Below are 21,038 nucleotides of genomic sequence, written 5' to 3' on the forward strand. Positions count from 1 at the left end.
AAGTAAATAAAAGGAGGAATACACTTGAAAAAAAATAATCCTTTAAATTCCTCATTTAGAGCAAGTGATGCCATTGTAGAAGCAATTCGTCAATGTTTGAGCAATCAGAAAATAGTAGTGGTTTCGTTAGATGGAGGAAGCGGTGCAGGTAAAACGACCTTGGCAATAGAAGTTGCTTCTCAAGTGGATGCAACAATTATTCACTGCGATGACTTTTTTGATGCAACAATTTCTAATGCTGAATGGGAAACAGCTTCCTTAGAAAAGAGGTGCCGTCGTTGCATTGATTGGTCACGTTTACAAAAAGAAGTTTTATATCCAGTTATTAATGGAGAAACGGTCTATTATCATCCATTTTCTTTTGAAAATAGGGATGGATTGTCTTCGGAAATCGTAGAAGTAAATCCTACTCAAGTTATTATACTTGATGGTATTTATAGTTCGCTTTTGAATTTATTTGAAGTGGGACAGTTGAAAATTCTTGTTGATGTGGTACCTGATTTGCGTTATAAGAGACATAATCAACGAGAGGGTACCGATGATTTAGAATGGCACCAACTTTGGGATTCAGTAGAAGAGTATTATTTTACCTTTTTACGTCCACCAGAAACATTTGATTTAATTGTTCAAAATGCTTGATCGAGTCAAAGAGATAAACATAAACTAAAAAAACCATGGAGAATGTTTCTGTTCTCCATGGTTTTTGATGATTGTTAACCGCGCAAATCGTCTAAAAATTCTGTTTTTGCTAAGGTCTTATCATCTTTCATTTTGATGATTTTAGCTGGTGAACCGGCAACTACAGCATTAGCTGGAACATCTTCTGTGACCACTGAACCGGCTGCAACAACCGCACCTTCACCAATTCTAACACCTTCTAAAACAACTGCATTGGCACCAATCAACACATTGTCTTCAACAATGACTGGGCTTGCTGAAGGTGGTTCTAAAACGCCAGCTAAGACAGCACCTGCTCCGATGTGTGCACGTTTTCCAACAGTTGCACGGGCACCTAAAATTGCGCCCATATCAATCATGGTTTCTTCTCCAACAACTGCCCCAATATTGATGACAGCGCCCATCATTACAACCGCATTTTTGTTAATAATCGCTTGATCACGGATAAATGCACCAGGTTCAATACGTGCATCCACCTTAGTGATATCTAACATTGGTACGGCAGAATTGCGACGATCATTTTCTAAATAATAGTCGTTAATGACAGCTTTATTTTCGTTTAAGAACGTTTCGATGTCTGTCGCATCGCCAATTACAATATTGCCAAAAATTTTGACTGTATCGCTTGAAACATTTGTTAAATCACCATCGATGTAAGCTTTAACTGGCGTTTGTTTTGTCGCATCTTTGATGTATTTTGCTAACTGATAAGGATCTGAAAATTGTAATTCTGACATAAGTTTTTTTGCGCCTCCTTCTTAGTTAATTAGGCATACTTATAAAAAGAATGACGGATTCATTTTATAAATAGGTCTAATTATTGGTCTAGTCATAAACAAAATTTGTAGATTTGGAAATTTATGAGTAGAATATTGGAATTATATACTATATGATAAACACATATCAATTGTTATGATTTTTTTACTGAAAAATAATGAAAAAAACCACTTATTTTAATGAAAGAAGCGATTTTTTATGAAAATAACCAAAGAAATTCAAGATTTATTACCTGATGTTACGAAATTTCGCAGAGAATTGCATCAAATTCCTGAGTTAGGCTTAGAAGAGATTCAAACAGCCCATTACCTACGTGAAAAATTAGCTTCTTTTGGCATTACAGAAGTTTATCCAATGATTCATACAGGAACAGTCGCTGTTTTACGTAGCGATATTCCTGGTAAAACCATTGCTTTTCGAACGGATATCGATGCGTTACCAGTCACAGAAGAAACAGGTGCCGACTTTGCTTCAAAAACGCCTGGGAAAATGCATGCATGTGGTCATGATGGCCATATGGCGACCATGTTAGGCTTTGCGAAATATTTAAGCGAACATCCAGAAAAACGTCGAGGAACGCTTATTTTAATCTTCCAACCAGCAGAAGAGGGTCCAGGAGGCGCTCAGTTGATGATTGACGCAGGTTTAATTGAAACCTATCAGATTGATCAAATTGTAGGATTACACGTCTTTCCTGACTTTTCAGAAGGAGTGATTGCGTGTCGTCCAGGAGCGATGATGGCTCGCAATGGTGAAGTTGCGATTACAATTAAAGGTCGCAGCGCACATGGAGCGCAACCCCAACAAGGCGCAGATGCTATTTTAGCAGCAGCGGCGGTGATACAAGGCTTGCATAGCATTATTTCTCGTAATATTAGTCCGATGGAAAGTGCCGTTTTGACTTTTGGGAAAATTAGCGGCGGCGAAGCAATGAATATTATTGCTGGAAAGGTTCATTTAGAAGGCACGATGCGAGCGTTTGATGATGCAGTTTATCAGCGAATGACAGAACGAATCGAGACGCTGGCTAAAGAAATTGCTCATGGATATGATTGCGAGGCAGAAGTGCTGTTTAATCATATGTATCGGGTAGTAGAAAATGACACAGCAATGGTAACTGCACTTGAAACAGTAGCCAAGGATTCGTATCAAGAAACACCTCCATATATGCTGGCAGAAGATTTTTCTATGTACCAACAAGTTGTACCAGGGCTATTTTTCTTTGTAGGAACTAGAAATGAAGAAAAAGGGTATATTCATCCATTACACAGCGGCAAAATGCAGTTTGATGAGAAAAATTTACTCAATGGGATTGCTTGCTATGTCGATTTGATTCAAGAATTAAATAAGTAAAGAAAAGAGGAACCTTTATGAATATTCCATTTTATAAAATGCAAGGTACCGGAAATGATTTTATTGTCATCAACAACATGGAATTAAATCTTTCTGGCGAACAATTATCAGAGTTAGCTAAAAGAGTCTGTCAACATCGAATTTCTGTAGGTTCTGATGCGGTGATGGCGGTTGATTTTCCTGAAAATAGGGGCGATTTCCGCATGCGTTTTTACAATGCGGATGGCACTGAAGCTGAAATGTGTGGGAATGGCGCACGTTGTATTGCTCGATATGCTTATGAAAAAGGTCTGGCACAAGCAGAGATGACCATTGAAACCATTGCAGGCGATGTCAAAGCTTGGCGTTTGGATGAACGTTTGTATAAAGTTCAATTGAATGAACCGACAACCGTTGAATTTGATTGTGAATTTTCAGAAAATCCAGAATTAGTTATTGATTACATTGAACTTGGAAATCCCGGTATTCCACATTTAGTGGTTCATTATCCAAATTTAGGAACAACTGAATTGGCAGAACTTCGTGAATTAGCCAAAAAATTACGTTTTTGGGAAAAATTACCAAAAGGTGCCAATGTTAATTTTTACGATTTAGATAATCAAGAAGTTATCGTGCGCACATTTGAACGCGGTGTGGAAGACTTCACATTAGCTTGTGGTACTGGTTCAGGTTCCACCGCTTATGCTTTAAGAAAAAGAGAACTGATTCAACAAGATCCTGTTGTTTTACATGTGTTAGGCGGTGTCTTAAAAGTTGAAGTTTCAGATCAAGCATTGAATTTAATTGGCGATACCAACATTGTTATTGAAGGAATCATCCGTGACGAGGATTTTGTATTGTAAAATAATTATTTTTTAGGAAACTACTGGGTGATATGAATTATTTCTCAGTAGTTTTTAATATATTATGATTTATAAATTTTATTTTTGCATGTTATAATAATTAAATTATTAACTTGGAGTGTGCACAGATGAAACAAATTGTCTTTCGAATTCAAAAAGGGAACATTTATTTTTATGATAATCATTTTTTTGAATTAGTTGACGGAAAAGCTGAACAAATTCAAGGAAAAGATTATCGTTCAATTTTATCTCGTTATATTAATAATGAGGTTGCTCATTATTTTTCTAAATTAATGACAAAGAAAAAACGAGCAAGTTATAAACGAGTAGTTATCAATAGATATGACGGTAGGACAATACCTTTAATTATATTTAGTTATGGCATTGATACAAATGAAGGATGGATGATTCTTGGAACAATCATTGAAACCGATCAATTAGACCAAGAATTATTCCATACGTTGGATGATTTATCCTATCTTCATCAAGCATTGAATAATTCAGTTATTTTAGTTATTACAGACACTGCTGGCAGAATTACTTATGCAAACAGGCATTCTTGTGAAATGTCTGGTTATGAAAAAAATGAATTGATTGGGCATACACATAGAATTCTTAATTCTAAGTATCACCCGAAAGAATTTTTTACAGAGCTGTGGGAGACGATTCTTCAAGGAAAAACTTGGCATGGCGAAATAAAAAACCGAAAAAAAGATGGTTCTTACTATTGGACAGATGCCACGATTGTTCCGATGCTTGATGAACAAGGCGAAATTTTTCAATATATGGCGATTCGCTATGATATAACTAGCCAAAAAAACAATGAGGAAAAAATTCAACAGTTAGCCAATTCGGATTCTTTAACAGGAATCCCTAATCGACGCATGTTTGACCATAAATTAACGACTTGTATTGAAGAAGCTCACAAAAATGGCCAACATTTTGGTATTTTATTTATTGATTTAGATAGTTTTAAATACATCAATGATACGAAAGGGCATGCGATTGGTGATCAATTATTAATTAAAGTATCGCAACGTTTAATGGAATTTGTGGGGGATACAGGACTAGTTGCTCGTATCGGTGGCGATGAATTTGGGATGATTGTCTATCAAACAGAAAATATCGCTTCTCTAAAACAAGCGGCAGAAAAACTTCTACAACAATTTAAGGAACCTTTTGTCATTCAAAACTTAACCATTTGGATGACGTGTAGTGTGGGGGTGGCCATTTTTCCAGAGTCAGGTGAAACCAAAGATGATATGATGAAAAACGCGGATGCAGCAATGTATGAAGTGAAAAACACACGAAAAAATGCCTATCTATTTTCAACGCGTTTAATTGACAGTTCCGATCAGCGGCTATTTCAAATTCAAAACGATTTAAGAGAAGCTTCGTATGATGAACAATTTTATATTGTTTATCAACCTAAAGTTTGTCCTAAAAATGATTATGTCACCGGATTAGAAGCATTAATTCGTTGGCAGCATCCTACATTAGGATGTATTTCTCCGGGAGAATTTATTCCACTTGCTGAAGAAATTGGCATGTCTAGTGAATTGAACGAATGGGTCTTACGGCAAGTATGTAAACAAATTAAGCTTTGGGTGAACAAAGGCTATACACCAATTCCTGTTTCAGTGAATTTATCGGCTTGTCAATTTGTGCAACCATGTTTTGCAGAAAAATTTTTAGACATTTTAGCTGAATTTAATGTTGAAACAACGTGGATTCAAATTGAAATTACTGAAAGCATTTTGATGACCAATGAATTACAGGTTCAAGTAGCCCTAGATATTTTGAAAAAAAATGGGATTAAAGTTGCGTTGGATGACTTTGGGACGGGCTATTCTTCACTATCGTATCTATTGAAACTAGATTTAGATATTTTGAAAATTGATAAGTCGTTAATTCAAGGGATTTCTCAAAATTTTAAAGAACAAAAGCTAGTTCATACAGTAATTCAGTTAGGAAAAGATTTAGGCTTACACGTAGTTGCAGAAGGCGTAGAAACACAAGAAGAGTTTGACAGTTTACTTATCAATGATGTCGATGAAATTCAAGGTTTTTATTATAGTCGACCATTAAATTTAGTAGAGACAGAAAAATTATTAATAAAAAGACAGCTACCTAAAAATAACGAAGCACACTAAGCGCAAAACTTAGTGTGCTTCATTATTTTTATCATTTTTAGCAAGTCGGTCATCCAAGTTTTAGATAGTTCCCGTAGACTTCTAAATTTCATAGGCATTTTCATAATGGTTCAACTAATGAATAAAATCAGTCTGCTCATCAAGTAAATTCGCTTGTCCTACTAATTGACATAAAACTATCCTTTATTAATGGGATTAATACTTTTGTGATTTATAAAACATCCTCCGCTTGAGCTTATAAAATACAAAAATTGAGAGGTAGGTTAGCTAAAAGGGTTACACTTAGCGTATTTTTGTCATAAATTTGTAAGAATTTATCATAAAAATCGGAGAAAATCACAGCAAAACAGCAATAACTCTTCTAAAAAACTTTGTTATTCTAAAGAAGTAGAGGAGGAGCGCAAATGAAAAAGAAAAAAACGCCAATCATTTGGTTAATTGTGTTAATTATTGGGGGAGCCGGTTATTTTTATTTGAAAAAGCCCACGCAACAAACGTATCAAAAAGAGGAGCTAATTGCTTTCCAAAAACAAGCCAATCAAGAATTAAACGTAAAAATACCGTTACTTTTACAAAAAGACCCACGTTGGGCCGATATTGCGTATGGTTTTGATTCAAAACAAGATGATTTAGCAACAAATGGTTGTGCAATTGTTTCGTTGGCGATGGTATTAGCTTATGTACAAGGAAAAGAAGTTTTACCGACAGATATTTTAGATTGGGCACAAAATAATTATTTCGTTGCTGGACAAGGAACATCTTGGCAAATATTTGAAGATTTTAGTAGGCATTATCAAATAAATTATCAAGCATTAGGTAATGATTTCCAAGCCGCAAAAGAACAAGCGAGTAATCATAAGGCAGTGATCGTTTCTGTTAATCCTGGAACATTTACAACAACGGGTCATATTATGGTACTTATGATGAATGATCAAGGACAAATCATAGTACTTGATCCGAATGATTCACCTGAAAAAAATCATTATCAGCAAGTATTTTCAGACGAAACGTTTCAACAAGAAGGAATTGCTTATTGGGCATTTGGCTAATGAGAAAAATCGGTACTATCAAATGAACGGTCCTCATGTATAATAGACCTAGAGAAGAAACATGAGGTGAAAAAATGACAGATAAAATAGTAGTAGTCGATGACGAGCAAGCAATTGCCAATTTATTAACCACGTTTTTACAAAATGAAGGCTATCAAGTTGTTACTTTTTATAATGGTCTGGATGCACTTGCTTATATAAAAAAATATCCTGTTTCCTTACTAGTATTAGATGTGATGTTACCAGATAAAGATGGTTTTTCGATTTTGCAAGAACTTCGTCAAGAATATTTTTTCCCAGTATTAATGCTGACGGCTAAAGGAGAAGCGATAGATACGATTACCGGCTTGAGTTTAGGGGCAGATGATTATATTACTAAACCGTTCAACCCCTTAGAAGTGGTAGCGCGTATTAAAACACAATTACGTCGTTATCAACGATACAATTCATCAAAGCAAGAATCGATCGATGAATTTGAAAAAGAAGGCTTAATCGTTTCAACAGCAAGTCATCAATGCTGGTTATATGGAGAAGAAATTAAATTAACACCCATCGAGTTTAAAATTTTAGTCTATCTTTTTGAGCAGCAAGGAAAAGTTGTGACTTCAGAAGAATTATTTGAAGTAGTTTGGCAAGAAAAATATTTAGAAAATAACAATACTGTCATGGCACATATCGCCCGACTTCGAGAAAAACTCCATGAATTACCACGAAAACCAAAATTTATTAAAACGGTTTGGGGAGTAGGTTATATGATTGAAAATTCAAAGTAAATTAGCTAAAAATTTATTGACTAGGTACTTTTTAAGTTTGATAGTACTGGTCGTTCCAATGATTATCGTTCCTGTGGTTATTAAATACTTCGCTCGTTTTCGTGTCTGGTATGATGGAGATCCTATTTACGAATTGTTGAAATTCATTGAAGCCATTTTGTATCCAAGTATCGTGGTGTATGGATTAGGTGCTTGGATTATCCTGACGACTTATTTTATCAAAAAAGCTCTAGGTTATCTGGACGAAACGATTCAAGCCACGAATCAATTAGTGACAGAACCAGAGCGCCCCATTCATTTATCGACGAATTTAGTTGATGTAGAAAATGAAATGAATGAAATTCGTGAACGCAATTTATTGGACCAGCGAGCAGCGAAAGAAGCTGAACAACGAAAAAATGATTTGATTGTTTATTTAGCACATGACTTACGTACACCGTTGACTAGCGTTATCGGGTATTTAACGTTATTACGTGAAGAGCCACAATTATCGACGGACTTGCGTGCCCGTTATACTAATATTGCTTTAGAAAAAGCCGAGCGCTTAGAACAATTGATTGGTGAATTTTTTGAAATTACTCGATTCAATTTAACCTCAATGACTTTGGAAAAAGAAGAAGTCGATTTGAGTGTGATGTTAGAACAATTAAGTTATGAATTTTTACCTGTGATGCAAGAAAAACAATTAACCTGGGAATTATCATTGCAAAAAGAGGTGCATTGTTTAATTGATTTAGAAAAAATGGAACGTGCATTTGATAATTTAATTCGTAATGCGATTAATTATAGTTATGAAAATACAAGATTGCACTTATCTTTAAATATTGTTGATGAGAAAATCAGTATTCAATTAACGAATCGTGGGAAAACTATCCCTAAAGAAAAGCTGACACGTATTTTTGAACCTTTTTATCGCATTGATACTGCAAGACAAACAACAACTGGGGGAACAGGACTAGGTTTACCAATTACGAAAGAAATGGTTGAACTACATGGAGGAACCATTCATGTAGAAAGTGAAGAAAATGAAATTATTTTCACAATTTATTTGGATACCATCGATTAAACGAGTAATGAGAATAAAATCATTATTCGTTTTTTATATAATAAATTATATTAAATAATAGATTTTTGTTGATACATAATGTTTTTTTACACTTTTTACTTTATAGTAATTGTTTTTTATATAAAAAATTATATGAGAGCGTTGACAAATAAGTTTGTGAATAGTAGAATTTGTTTTATGAAGTAATGTGAAAATATTATCAATCTTATGTTTTCTTAAAGAGGTGAGGCAATGAATATTGAACGTTTTGTTGAAGCTAGAAAAGCATTAGGGATTTCTCAAAGTGAATTAGCAGATGGTATTTGTACCCAAGCAACTTTAAGTCGTTTTGAGAACAATGGACAAATACCGACATTGAAAATTTTATTAAAATTATGCAAACGATTGAACCTATCCTTAGGTGAATTATTTCCGAAAGTTGAAATTCCTAATTCAGAAATTACAGAAAAAATGAATCAAGTAGAATTTTTCTTAATTACGAGTGAATATCAGCAAGCTGCTGATTTGTTAGCAAGTATTACATTGATTGAAGCCGAAGAAGCCAATGCCGTTTTACGCTATTATTATTTAAAAGGTTTTATCATGTTTTTTCAAAATGAACCAGTCATGGATATTATGTTTGTCTTTGACCAAATTTTATTAACAGAAAGCCAACCTATTTTTCGTTTATTAGCTTATACCGGAATTGGGATGATTTATTTGAGAGAAGAGCAAGAGGAAAAAGCTGAATTTTATTTCAACAAGGTTTTAGAACAAATTTATCAATACCCAATTAAAGATATGGAAGATACTTGGCGTGTTTTACACATTGTTTTTCAAAGTGGGGTATTTTATGCACACATTCAAGAGTTAGAGTTAAGTAATGCGTTATTACACTATGCTGTAACTATTTGTTCAGATAATCACGTAACTTATTATTTAGCCAGAGCTGCTGTTCAATTAGCTAAAAATGCTATTTTGACAAGTGAAGAGCAAGCCATTATTCTTGAATTAATTTACGATGCACGCGCCTATTCCAAAATCAATCGGAATCAAATTGCTTTAAATGAACTTGCACTCCTTGAAGAACAAGTGAAACAAGGCTAGATTGAAGGAGGCGAAAACATGCAGCAAACGAAAATCATTCGGCGCATGGGAACGATTATTCAATTAACAATCAATCACGCAAACCCAGAACCACTTTTAGAAGAGGCTGATCAACGACTAAAGATTTATGAAGAACGCTTTAGTGCAAATTCTATGGCTTCTGAACTAGCGTTTGTGAATCAATGTGCAGGTGTTGAACCTGTAAAAGTTCATCCACAATTATATGAATTAATCAAAGTTGGTACGCATCATAGCTGTGCTTCCAGTAGCCGCTTAAATATTGCGATTGGTCCTTTAGTGCAAAGCTGGCGCATCGGTTTTGATGATGCACATATCCCAACAACTAATGACATTCAAGCTTTGTTACGAAAAACCAATCCGCGTCATATTCAGCTTGATGAAGAACATCAAACAGTTTATTTAACAGAAAAAGGGATGGCGATTGACTTAGGGGCTTTAGCAAAAGGTTATTTTGCTGATTTATTGGTTCAATATTTTAAAGAACAAGGTGCACAATCAGGAATTATCAATCTTGGGGGAAATTTAGTCGTTTTTGGTACTTGTCCAACGAGAAGAGCAGGCTATTTTAAAATTGGCGTACAAAACCCTTTTGCAGCACGAAATCAATATGCACTGACTTTAAAAGTGAAAGATTGTTCGATTGTGACTTCAGGAATCTATGAACGGCAATTAGAGCAAGATGGCAAAACATATCATCATATTTTAGATCCCAAAACGGGTTATCCTGCTGAAACGGATGTGGTGAGTTTGACAATTGTCTCTAAGATTTCCTTGGATGGTGAAATTTGGACAACACGTTTATTCGGAAAAACAGCAGCAGACATTTTGAGTGAACTAAATCAATTACCCGCTATAGATGGCATCATTATTACTAAAAATCAACACATCCTGTATTCAAACGGGATTGAAAAATATTTATAAAAAAGGAAGGAAGTTATTACATGGTTAAACTTATTGGCCTCGTTGGCACAAACTCAGAACATTCAACAAATCGTCAGTTATTACATTTTATGCAGCAACATTTTGCTGATAAAGCAGAAATTGAAATTGTCGAGATTAAAGACATTCCAATTTTTAATAAACCAGCAGAAATTCAGGTTCCTGAAACCGTGCAACAATTAGCAGATAGAATTGAAGCGGCGGATGGCGTAATTATCAGTACACCTGAATACGATCATGCAGTACCTGCATCTTTGATGAATGCATTAAGTTGGCTGTCGTATGGAATTTATCCGTTTGTCGATAAACCTGTCATGATTACAGGCGCTTCATATGGTACATTAGGTTCTTCACGCGCTCAAATTCACTTACGTCAAATTTTAGATGCTCCAGAATTAAAGGCACGTATCATGCCAAGTTCAGAATTTTTGTTAAGCCATTCTTTACAAGCTTTTGACGATGAAAACAAATTGAAAAATCCTGAACAAATTGAGCAATTAGAAGGATTATTTACTGATTTCTTAGTTTTTGTCGAAATTATGAAGCAATTAACCCATGCACATGAGATGAACAAAAAAGCAGCAGAAAACTTTTCTTGGGAAGAAGTATAAAGGAGTGAATCAATATGAAATTAGTAGGTATTGTCGGATCAAATGCGGAATTATCGTATAATCGAAAGTTATTAACGTATATCAAAAAACATTTTGGGAATCTATTTGAATTAGAAGTATTAGAAATTAAAGATATCCCATTATTTAACCAAAGTGACGATCAAACCAATAGTGCCCCAATTCAAAAACTAAGTAATAAAATTTTGCAAGCAGATGGCGTTATTATCGCGACACCAGAACATAATCATACTATTCCAGCAGCGTTGAAGAGTGTTTTAGAGTGGTTATCATTCAAAATTCATCCACTAGAAAATAAACCTGTGATGATTGTAGGAGCTTCCTATTACGATCAAGGCTCCTCTCGTGCGCAGCTTCATTTACGCCAAATTTTGGATGCACCGGGTGTGAATGCAATGGTGATGCCAGGAAATGAATTTTTATTAGGCAAAGTTAAAGAAGCTTTTGATGAAAAAGGTGAGTTAAAAGAAAAACGTACCGTTGATTTTTTACAAACAACGTTAGAAAAATTCATTCAATTTATTAATGTTGTAACAGTAGTACAAGGAGCACCAGTGGCAGAACCAGAAGATTTATTCGCTACAGGCACCGTTGATACGACGGTTGAAGGTATCGATATGTATGCTGATGATTGGCTAGAACAAGCATCAGAAATTGTTCAACCCGCAGAAGGTAGCGAGTATGTGAAATTGAATCGTGGCTTATTAACTGTAGATCAATTAAATTATTTCCTTTCCTCTATGCCGATGGAATTGACTTATGCCGACAATAATAATCAATTCTTATATTACAATTATACAAAAGAAGCAGAAGATATGCTGGCGTCTCGTACGCCAGGCCAAGTTGGTAACCCGTTAGCTAAGTGCCATCCAGAACGTGTTTATAAAGGTGTGGAATGGGTCATCCAACAACTACGTTCAGGCGCACAAGATTGCGTAAAAGTTCATGTACCAACACATGGTCCAGATAAATATGTGGTCCACAATTATCAAGCAATTCATGATGACGAAGGGAATTATGTTGGTATCAATGAATATATTTGGGATTTAAAACCAACGATTGATTGGTATTTACAACAAACGGGTCAAAAATTAGTTGGTGATGTAGATGCTGCAACAAGCGCTACGGTTAATGATCATCAAGATGGTGACGTTGACGCAGTATCAGGTGCATCGGAAAATGCATAAATAAAAGACTCGTAGTTTCATTCACGAAACTACGAGTCTTTTTCCATTTTTTGTACAAGAATGCCACTCAATTCATATAGGCCAATGAGTGGTAAGGTCATTGCGAGGTGAGAAGTCAATTCTGGTGGTGCTAAAATACCTGCGATGACTAAAATAATAAAATAGGCATATTTTCGCTTTTTCTTCATAAATAGGGAAGTGATTAGTCCCGTTTTTGCTAGCAATACTAATAAAACTGGTAACTGAAACAAGACACCAAATGAAAATACTAGTTTCACTAGTAGTAAGACATAATCTTTTAAGGTGATCAGTGGTGTGAGCCCTAGATTAATTGAAAAATGTAACATTGCTTCAACTGTAACAGGGAAAACTACGAAATATCCAAATACAATTCCGATGATGAATAGAAACAAAATATAGGGAAAATATTTTTTGCCAAGCTGTTGTTCCTCAGGATATAAGCCAGGTTTTATATAGGCCCAAATATTCCATAAAATAATGGGAAAAATGAACATCGTGCTTAAAAGAGCCGCCAATTCAAAAGATAATTCTAACCCTTCTGTAATTCGTAGCGTATATAACGTTAAAGAAAAGGGAATTTGTGCTTTTAAATAATGAACGAGAGTTGGATTGATAAAGAAAAAAGCTCCAAAAAATCCGATAAAAAAGAAACAAGCAACTTGAATCAATCGTCCCCGTAATTCTGCGAGATGTTCAAGAATGGTCATTGTTTTAAATCATGATTCTCTGATTTTTTTACAACATAGTGGGCTGTTTTTTTCGTAGAATTTCGCTTCAATTGATACGTTTGTTTGGACGCTATTTTTTCCTCGTCACTCAACATGCCAGAAGTTGCCTTTTTAAATTCACGTAATGTTTCACCAACTGAACGACCTAAGTCAGGTAGTTTTTTTGGTCCAAAAACAATTAAACCTGCAGTGACAATCAATGCAATACTTCCTGGTCCTAATGCCATGATAATTTCCTTCTTTCTAAGTGAGTATCATTCTCAATTAATGAAATTTTAATCCTAAAATACTTTAATGTCAACGATTAAAAAGTATTGACAAATAAAATGTTAAAGGATTATTATGAGAATGATTCTCAATTGAATGGATAGGAGGTTAGAAAATCATCGTGGACAAGAGAAGAATGCTTGTGCAAATTTTCCTTAGTGTGAGTTTATTTTTTGCTTTTTTGACTACGACAAATCATCGTGCTGACGAAATAGCGTTCGATATTGCTCAACCGACAGCGAGTATTGAGGAAACGCTGTCTTGGGTGGGTCAAGCTGATTTTGATAAAGCCGAGCAAACGTACCAGGAAGTAAAAAAGTGGTGGACTATGGAAAAGCAAGCAGCCAAAAAGAAAAATACAACTGTCGCTCAACAAATTGATTTAAAAGTTGGACAAGCATCAATTGCCTTATTGTTGGAGGATTCAACTGAAGCCAAAAAAGAGCTAATTGCTCTGGAACAAGCTATTGTGGCAATGAATCAACAAGAGCATTCGCTAGGAGCATATATCAATAAGTTGGTGCAACTAAAGACAATGGTTCAAGAGGAATCTTGGGAAGAAGTACAAGTGACAACCGAGCAATTAGCTTCCGAATGGTTATCTGTAGAAGGAGATGTAGTTAGTCGTTCACAAGCGATTTACGATCATTCAGAAAAAAATTTATTGGATTTAAAACATGCTGCTGAAACTAAAAATAAAGAAGCCATTCTAGCAACCATTGACGACATGCAAAAAGAGTTGTCATCGATTGATTCAGCTGACTATTCGATAATTGATGTAGCAATGATTCCTTTTCGCGAAGGTTTAGAAGCAATGTTGATTATCAGTTTATTGCTTTCAGTTGTTAAACAACGAGAAAACAGTAAAAAAGCAAAACGTTGGATTCTAGGAGGCAGTGTTTTAGGTGGTTTAACGAGTTTAGCGATTGGTGTATTGGTTTATTATGTTTTATCAGTGGTTGCCTTTGGGACTAATAGTCAGTTGATTAACGGCTATTCAGGTGTTTTTTCAAGTGTAATGCTAGTATTTGTTGGAATCTGGATGCACAAATCATCGGATGTACAAAAAATGACAAGCTTTTACAAAGAAAAAAGTCAAAATTCTGCGACTGGTGGAGTTGTAGGGTTGGCCGCGTTAGCCTTTCTAGCAGTGATTCGTGAAGGATTAGAAATTGTTATTTTTATTATCGGTTTAGTAGGAAAAGTTTCTATGCAACAATTGATTGCTGGATTTTTATTGGGGACATTTTTATTAGCTGTGGTTGCGATTGTTTTATTTGTTTTTGAACGTCGCTTACCGTTAAAAGCTTTCTTCACATTATCTAGTTTAGTGATTTTTTACTTAGCAATTAAATTTATGGGCTCGGGAATTCATAGTTTACAATTAGCCAACCAATTGCCAAATCAGGTAGAAACCTATTTACCAACTGTGACGGCATTGAGTATCTATCCATCATGGATTTCATTTATCCCGCAACTCTTAATTATTGGGATTATTATTGTCTATCTACTTCAAAGAAAAAAGGAGAATTCTCATGAAAAATAAAATTTTAGGTATCTTATTCGTATCAACAATGGTGTTAGGTGCATGTGGAACCACAACTAAATCTGCTGATTCAACAGAAGAACAAGCAACATCTACAACAACTAGTGAAGTTGCTGCAACCGATGTCGATGACGCAGCCTTAAAAAAAGAAATTCAAACGATGCGTGATGAATTAGCAACAGTTAAAGATGCCGTAGATAAACAAGATGCTAAAGCGTTACTTGATAATTCAAAAGCGATGCACAAACATTGGTTAGCGTTTGAAAATGATGTTCGTAAAGCCTATCCGTTAGAATACAGCACGGTCGAAAAATATGAAACACCAATCTTTTATGGTGCACAATACGATAAACCTGATTTTGAAGTGATTGCTGAAAATGTTACTGGTTTAGAAGACTCATTAACGAAATTAGAAAATGCCAAACAAACAAAAGCAAAAACATCAGAAGTTCTAGATCAAGCAGTTCAAAATTATCAAAGCTATTTGCAAGAACAAAGTGATTTATTAGTCACTGCAACAAAAAAATTCACGGATGCGGTACGCAATAATGACATTGAGGCAGCAAAAACAGAATATGTGAAATCACGTGTATTTTATGAACGAATTGAACCAGTAGCAGAAAGCTTTGGTGATTTAGATCCTGATATTGATGCACGTATTAATGATGTTGACTCTGAAGCCGATTGGACTGGTTTCCATGTAATTGAACGTGCGCTGTGGGAAAATAATACGACAGAAGGCATGAAAGAATTTGCGGATAAATTAGATGCTGATGTTAAAAAATTAGACGACCAAGTAAAAACGTTGGAAATGGAACCAACACAAATGGTTGCTGGGGCGATGGAATTACTGAATGAAGCAGCGACAACAAAAATTACTGGGGAAGAAGAAGCCTACTCACATACCGATTTATCCGATTTAGCAGCTAACGTAGAAGGCTCAAAAGTTGTTTATCAAGCAATTATTCCTGCCTTGAATGAAAATGACGAAGAATTAGCAAACCAATTAGACACGCAATTCAACACAATGGAAGAAAAATTAGCAGCCTATCAATCTGGTGATAGTTATGTGGATTATACAGAATTGAGTAAAGAACAGATTCGTGAAATCAGTACAGAATTATCAACACTAGCTGAATTGATGGCGAAAACCGGCGCAATTTTTAATTAAGGATTGAAAAAAATGAGTAAGAAAGAAGACAAGTTATTTGAAAAAAAGATTTCTCGGCGTGACATGTTAAAATTATCTGCTCTGACTGGTGTAGGAATTGTTGCGGCTACTTCTGGCGTGACAACTTCAATAGACTTGTTGCAACAAGCGACTAAACAGACAAATGCACAGCAAGTCGTTGATTTTTTTGGAACCTATCAAGCAGGGATTGTTACCCCGCAACAAGAATATGGTTATTTTGTTGCATTTGATTTGACCTTAAACACTGTGAAAGAAGTAAAACAATTATTAAGAGATTGGACTATGCTTGCACAAACCGTTACTAAAGGTGAAACTATGGAGAACCCTAACAATGAGCTATTGCCGCCGAATGACACTGGCGATAGTTTAGGCTTAAATGCACAAAATTTAACGATTACGATTGGTTATGGTCTGTCTTTGTTTGAAAAAGATGGTGTCGACCGTTTTGGCATTCGCGATAAGAAACCTATTTATCTCAATTCAATGCCTAAGATGGCGCACGATTCGTTGCAAACAGAGTTGTCGGATGGAGATATTTTATTCCAAGTTTGTTCTGATGATCGGCAAGTTGCGTTCCACGCCGTGCGTAATTTAATTCGAATGAGTTCGGGACGAGCAACAGTTCGTTTTTTAGAAAACGGATTTATCAAAGGTGGCAAAGACGAAACACCTCGTAATTTATTTGGTTTCAAAGATGGAACAGCAAATGTTGAACATGATACAAAAACAGGCTATGACGCAGTTGTGTGGGCCGACCAGACAGAACCAACGTGGTTTCAAGAAGGGACCTATCTCGGTTATCGGAAAATCAAGATGCTTTTGGAAATTTGGGATCGTTCAAGTTTATTAGATCAAGAAGATACCTTTGGACGTAAAAAAGAATCTGGGGCAGCTTACGGGCGTCAAGAAGAGTTTGAACCGGTCATTTTGTCTAAACAGCCGATTGATTCTCATGTTAAATTAGCCAAAGATGTTAAAAAGAAAATGCATCGGCGGGCGTATTCTTATCAAAATGGGATTGACGAGATAACCGGTACTATTGATGCTGGTTTGTTATTTATTGCGTTTACTCAAAATCCTGAAGAACAATATATTCCCATGCTACAACTAATGGGTAGAAAAGATAAACTAAACGAATACACAATTCCGATTGGTAATGGCTTGTATGCTTGCCAAAAAGGCTTAAAAAAAGGTGAGTACTTTGGCCAACAATTATTTGCGAATTAACGGAAAAATTCTCGAAAAGAAATTTTTGAGAGTTTTTCTTTTGTTTACGTTATACTAGTGCTAAAAGGATGTGATTAAATGGTTCAATCAGAATTAACGGTTCATGACATCATCGAAAAAATAGCAACTTTTACGAATGATCCAGTACCGCAAATCACGCGGTTGGTTTACCAAGAAAGCTGGACACAAGCGCAAGACTATCTCTTAGGACTTGCTCAAAAATTAGGTATGGATGTGGCTATTGATGAAATGGGCAATGGTATTTTAACGATTAAAGGCACAAAAGAAGGCGCTGTGACTTTAGGTAGTCATATTGATTCCGTAGTAAATGCTGGTAAATATGATGGGGTATACGGTGTCGCAGCAGCTATTGTTTCTGTAAAAGAATTGGTTGAGCAATATGGTCAACCGACATATGATTTGCAAGTATTGATCTTTTCTGAAGAAGAAGGTAGTCGTTTTCCCATGAATTTCTCAGGTTCATTGAATGTGATTGATGCCTTACCGGATATAAAACAACTGCAAGATCGAGAAGGTTTCTCTTTTATTGAGGAGCGTGAAAAGGCATTGGCACCGTTAAAAGCCAAATTTCCGATAGGGAAAGCACAAATGCCTATCAGTTTTGCTGAAATTCATATTGAACAAGGTCCTGTTTTAGAACTCAAACAAAAACAAATTGGACTTGTAACAGGAATTGTGGCTCAAAAGAAATTTACTGTAACAATTAATGGCGAAGCGAATCATGCAGGAACAACTCCTATGTCGATGCGTAAAGATGCTTTCAAACATGCGATTCAATTGATTACTTATTTAGAAAATGTTGCCCAACAAATTGGAGAGCCTTTTGTATATACCGTTGGAGAAATACAGTTAAGCCCTAATGTAGTCAATGTTATTCCCGGAAAAGCTGTTTTTTCTATTGATGTCCGTCATATCAATGCAGAGGTATTGGATGACTTTGAAGAAAAACTACAGGCGTATGTTGCAAAACAAGAAACAATGATTATCGTAGAACGCTGGTTAAATGAACCTTCTGAAAAAATGGATGAAGGTTTCTTATCATTATTAGAAGAAATTTGCCACGATAAAAATAGTAGCTACGAAAAAATGGCAAGTGGTGCTGGCCACGATACCCAGGTCATGAATCTTGTGACCAAAACAGCGTTATTATTTGTTCCAAGTCGCAATGGCATTTCACATTCTCCGTATGAGTATACCACTGCGGAAGATTTAGAACGCGGCAAAGAAATTTTGAAAGAATTTATTTATCGCCTAGCGTATTAATAAAAAACTGATTTGAGTAACAAGACTCAAATCAGTTTTTTTATTCCTCTTCCAAAAGAATAATCTGGTGTCCTTGTTTTTGTAAGGTATTGACATGTAATTTACCCCATTCGCACAAGCTATCTAACACAGTACTTAAGGTTTGACCATACTGACTTAGGGCATATTCGACTTTAGGCGGAACTTGATTGTACGATTTGCGATGAACGATATTTGATTGTTCTAATTCGCGTAATTGTTGTGTGAGCATTTTCTGACTAATACCAGGAATTTTGCGTTGAAGGTCACTTGGACGTAACGGTGCTTCACGTAAATTACATAAAATAATCGGTTTCCATTTTCCTCCAATAACGTCCATTGTTGCTTCAACACCAATATTATAAATTTTTTCTGTCATTTTTTATTCCAAACTCCTTTATTTATCCAATACATACTTTTGAGTGTGTATCATACAAAAAAGTACGTACTATACATCTAAGTATCTTCATTATATGATACACATAGAAATTTTCAAGGAGATGATACACATGATTCAATCGTTAACAGATAGAATAAAACTAAATAATGGAACATCAATACCGGGATTAGGAATAGGTGTCTTTCAAATTCCTGAAGAACAAACTGCCGAAGTTGTTAAAACTGGCATTGTGAATGGCTACCGTTTAATTGATACAGCAGAAATATATGGCAATGAAACGGCTACAGGTTTGGGAATTCAAGAAGGGCTAAAGGCAACTGGTTTACAACGTGAAGATTTATTCATTACAACTAAAGTTTGGAATAATCATTTAACAAAACAAGAAACAAAAGCAGCTTTCGAAGCAAGTTTAGCACGTTTGCAATTGGAATACGTAGATCTGTATTTGATTCATTGGCCAGGAAATAATGCATTTGAAGCAGCTTGGTCTGCATTGGAAGAATTGTATGATGAAGGAAAAATTAAAGCTATCGGTGTAAGTAATTTTCAAATTCATCATTTAGAAAGGTTATTTTCTTTTGCTAAAGTGAAACCTGTATTGAATCAAATTGAATTACATCCTAAGTTAGCACAAAACGAATTACGAGAATTTTGCCGGAAACATGACATTCATGTTCAAGCTTGGTCACCATTAATGCAAGGCGAGTTGTTAACTCATCCCACGATTTTAGAAATTGCTGAAAAAGTTCATCAAACAGCAGCACAAGTTATTTTGCGTTGGGAGGTGCAACAAGATATTTTATTAGTGGTAAAGTCCATTCATTCCAATCGAATGTTGAGCAATGCTGCAATTTTTGATTTTGAATTAGCTTTGGAAGATATGGCGCGATTGAACGAATTGAACGAAAACTTACGTGTGGGACCAGATCCAGATATATTTGATTTTTAAGGAGGGGAAAACATGGAGTTATATTTAAAAAATAAGACAGTTTTAGTCACAGGGTCAACGAAAGGGATTGGGAAAGCTATTGCAATAGAATTTGCACGTGAAGGAGCTAGTGTGATTATTAATGGACGACAGACCGAAGCTGTTTCAGAGGTAGTTCACGAATTAAAACAACAATTTCCTGAAACTAATCCGCAAGCGGCACCATTTGATTTATCCAAAGACACACAAAGAGAACAACTTTTCGTTGCATTTCCAGAGGTTGATATTTTGATTAATAATATGGGGATTTTTCAGCCAATAGATTACTTTGAGATTACGGATGAAGTTTGGAAAACGTATTTTACTACAAACGTTTTAGCTGGAAATGCTCTGGCGAAATTTTATTTACCAAAGATGCTTGCCAATGATTTCGGTCGTATTTTATTTATAGCTAGTGAAGAAGCTTTGATGCCTTCAGGTGAAATGGCACAATATAGTATGACGAAGACCATGAATTTATCCTTAGCCAAAAGTTTATCGAGATTAACAAAACAGACCAATGTCACTGTGAATACAATCTTGCCAGGTTCAACCTTAACTGAAGGTGTGCACGACATGTTAGTTACCATGTATCAAGGAAGTGGTTTAGATGAAGCCGACTGGGAAGCAGATTTCATGAAAAATCATCGACCCTTATCGCAAATTCAACGTTTGATTCGTCCAGAAGAAATTGGACGCTTTGTCGTCTTCGTAGCAAGTCAGGCATCTCGTTCATTTTCAGGAGCTGCCTTGCGATTAGATGGAGGCATGATTCCTACGATTTTTTAAATAAAAAAACAAACTGGAAAACACTCGGTTTTTCCAGTTTGTTGCT

Annotated in this window: 21 protein-coding genes; 17 read left to right on the plus strand and 4 right to left on the minus strand. The window is 35.4% G+C overall.

The window, feature by feature from the left end; genetic code table 11:
• Nucleotides 1-24: 24 nt before the first annotated feature.
• Entirely contained in the window at nucleotides 25-639 is a 615-nt protein-coding gene (locus AC4BC7_RS00515) for a uridine kinase family protein (protein ID WP_490503498.1), read from the plus strand.
• Between the two features lie 74 nt (nucleotides 640-713).
• Here AC4BC7_RS00515 and dapD read toward each other — a convergent pair whose 3' ends face one another.
• On the minus strand, nucleotides 714-1,415 hold the full coding sequence (gene dapD / locus AC4BC7_RS00520) for a 2,3,4,5-tetrahydropyridine-2,6-dicarboxylate N-acetyltransferase (protein WP_207872027.1): 702 nt from the start codon (nucleotides 1,413-1,415) through the stop codon (nucleotides 714-716).
• A gap of 238 nt (nucleotides 1,416-1,653) precedes the next feature.
• Between dapD and AC4BC7_RS00525 the strand changes: the two genes are divergently transcribed.
• The 10 genes from AC4BC7_RS00525 to AC4BC7_RS00570 all read left to right on the plus strand — a co-directional run bounded on the left by AC4BC7_RS00525 (nucleotide 1,654) and on the right by AC4BC7_RS00570 (nucleotide 12,553).
• Nucleotides 1,654-2,808 (plus strand): M20 metallopeptidase family protein, encoded by a 1,155-nt coding sequence (locus AC4BC7_RS00525; protein WP_490503499.1) that lies wholly within the window; start codon nucleotides 1,654-1,656, stop codon nucleotides 2,806-2,808.
• Nucleotides 2,809-2,825: 17 nt separating this feature from the next.
• Nucleotides 2,826-3,650, plus strand: coding sequence for a diaminopimelate epimerase (gene dapF / locus AC4BC7_RS00530; protein WP_207872032.1), 825 nt, complete (start codon nucleotides 2,826-2,828; stop codon nucleotides 3,648-3,650).
• 128 nt (nucleotides 3,651-3,778) lie between these two features.
• Nucleotides 3,779-5,803: a putative bifunctional diguanylate cyclase/phosphodiesterase gene (locus AC4BC7_RS00535; RefSeq protein WP_490503500.1), complete on the plus strand. Its 2,025-nt coding sequence runs from the start codon at nucleotides 3,779-3,781 to the stop codon at nucleotides 5,801-5,803.
• 404 nt (nucleotides 5,804-6,207) lie between these two features.
• Nucleotides 6,208-6,852: a C39 family peptidase gene (locus AC4BC7_RS00540; protein ID WP_490503501.1), complete on the plus strand. Its 645-nt coding sequence runs from the start codon at nucleotides 6,208-6,210 to the stop codon at nucleotides 6,850-6,852.
• 74 nt (nucleotides 6,853-6,926) lie between these two features.
• Complete coding sequence (vanR, locus tag AC4BC7_RS00545) at nucleotides 6,927-7,625, plus strand: VanR-ABDEGLN family response regulator transcription factor (protein ID WP_207872043.1); 699 nt, start codon at nucleotides 6,927-6,929, stop codon at nucleotides 7,623-7,625.
• Complete coding sequence (gene vanS / locus AC4BC7_RS00550) at nucleotides 7,609-8,691, plus strand: vancomycin resistance histidine kinase VanS (RefSeq protein ID WP_490503502.1); 1,083 nt, start codon at nucleotides 7,609-7,611, stop codon at nucleotides 8,689-8,691. The genes vanR and vanS overlap by 17 nt, the downstream gene beginning before the upstream one ends.
• A gap of 231 nt (nucleotides 8,692-8,922) precedes the next feature.
• Nucleotides 8,923-9,777: a helix-turn-helix domain-containing protein gene (locus AC4BC7_RS00555; RefSeq protein ID WP_490503503.1), complete on the plus strand. Its 855-nt coding sequence runs from the start codon at nucleotides 8,923-8,925 to the stop codon at nucleotides 9,775-9,777.
• A gap of 18 nt (nucleotides 9,778-9,795) precedes the next feature.
• On the plus strand, nucleotides 9,796-10,719 hold the full coding sequence (locus tag AC4BC7_RS00560; protein ID WP_490503504.1) for an FAD:protein FMN transferase: 924 nt from the start codon (nucleotides 9,796-9,798) through the stop codon (nucleotides 10,717-10,719).
• Between the two features lie 20 nt (nucleotides 10,720-10,739).
• A complete protein-coding gene (locus AC4BC7_RS00565) occupies nucleotides 10,740-11,348 on the plus strand; it encodes an NADPH-dependent FMN reductase (protein ID WP_490503505.1) in 609 nt (202 codons plus the stop codon).
• A gap of 14 nt (nucleotides 11,349-11,362) precedes the next feature.
• The gene (locus AC4BC7_RS00570) at nucleotides 11,363-12,553 is read left to right on the plus strand and encodes an NAD(P)H-dependent oxidoreductase (RefSeq protein WP_490503506.1); all 1,191 of its coding nucleotides are present in this window, start codon (nucleotides 11,363-11,365) and stop codon (nucleotides 12,551-12,553) included.
• Between the two features lie 29 nt (nucleotides 12,554-12,582).
• Here AC4BC7_RS00570 and tatC read toward each other — a convergent pair whose 3' ends face one another.
• Nucleotides 12,583-13,281: a twin-arginine translocase subunit TatC gene (tatC, locus tag AC4BC7_RS00575; RefSeq protein ID WP_207872061.1), complete on the minus strand. Its 699-nt coding sequence runs from the start codon at nucleotides 13,279-13,281 to the stop codon at nucleotides 12,583-12,585.
• Nucleotides 13,278-13,529 (minus strand): twin-arginine translocase TatA/TatE family subunit, encoded by a 252-nt coding sequence (locus AC4BC7_RS00580; RefSeq protein ID WP_207872064.1) that lies wholly within the window; start codon nucleotides 13,527-13,529, stop codon nucleotides 13,278-13,280. The genes tatC and AC4BC7_RS00580 overlap by 4 nt, the downstream gene beginning before the upstream one ends.
• A 161-nt stretch (nucleotides 13,530-13,690) precedes the next feature.
• Here AC4BC7_RS00580 and AC4BC7_RS00585 point away from each other — a divergent pair, with 161 nt between their 5' ends.
• From AC4BC7_RS00585 to AC4BC7_RS00600, 4 genes are all read left to right on the plus strand, one after another.
• The gene (locus AC4BC7_RS00585) at nucleotides 13,691-15,115 is read left to right on the plus strand and encodes an FTR1 family iron permease (protein WP_490503507.1); all 1,425 of its coding nucleotides are present in this window, start codon (nucleotides 13,691-13,693) and stop codon (nucleotides 15,113-15,115) included.
• Entirely contained in the window at nucleotides 15,105-16,286 is a 1,182-nt protein-coding gene (gene efeO, locus AC4BC7_RS00590) for an iron uptake system protein EfeO (protein ID WP_490503508.1), read from the plus strand. Before AC4BC7_RS00585 ends, efeO begins: the two co-directional genes overlap by 11 nt.
• Nucleotides 16,287-16,298: 12 nt before the next feature.
• Nucleotides 16,299-17,534, plus strand: a complete 1,236-nt coding sequence (gene efeB / locus AC4BC7_RS00595) for an iron uptake transporter deferrochelatase/peroxidase subunit (protein WP_490503509.1) — start codon at nucleotides 16,299-16,301, stop codon at nucleotides 17,532-17,534.
• A 78-nt stretch (nucleotides 17,535-17,612) separates the two neighbouring features.
• The gene (locus AC4BC7_RS00600; RefSeq protein WP_490503510.1) at nucleotides 17,613-18,818 is read left to right on the plus strand and encodes a M20 family metallo-hydrolase; all 1,206 of its coding nucleotides are present in this window, start codon (nucleotides 17,613-17,615) and stop codon (nucleotides 18,816-18,818) included.
• A 40-nt stretch (nucleotides 18,819-18,858) separates the two neighbouring features.
• Here the strand turns inward: AC4BC7_RS00600 and AC4BC7_RS00605 are convergent, their stop codons facing one another.
• On the minus strand, nucleotides 18,859-19,215 hold the full coding sequence (locus tag AC4BC7_RS00605) for a winged helix-turn-helix transcriptional regulator (RefSeq protein WP_207872080.1): 357 nt from the start codon (nucleotides 19,213-19,215) through the stop codon (nucleotides 18,859-18,861).
• 130 nt (nucleotides 19,216-19,345) lie between these two features.
• Between AC4BC7_RS00605 and AC4BC7_RS00610 the strand changes: the two genes are divergently transcribed.
• The gene (locus AC4BC7_RS00610) at nucleotides 19,346-20,185 is read left to right on the plus strand and encodes an aldo/keto reductase (protein WP_490503511.1); all 840 of its coding nucleotides are present in this window, start codon (nucleotides 19,346-19,348) and stop codon (nucleotides 20,183-20,185) included.
• Between the two features lie 12 nt (nucleotides 20,186-20,197).
• Complete coding sequence (locus AC4BC7_RS00615) at nucleotides 20,198-20,992, plus strand: SDR family NAD(P)-dependent oxidoreductase (RefSeq protein ID WP_490503512.1); 795 nt, start codon at nucleotides 20,198-20,200, stop codon at nucleotides 20,990-20,992.
• The last annotated feature ends 46 nt before the right edge of the window (nucleotides 20,993-21,038 follow it).

Source organism: Enterococcus sp. AMC1623, assembly GCF_058216495.1.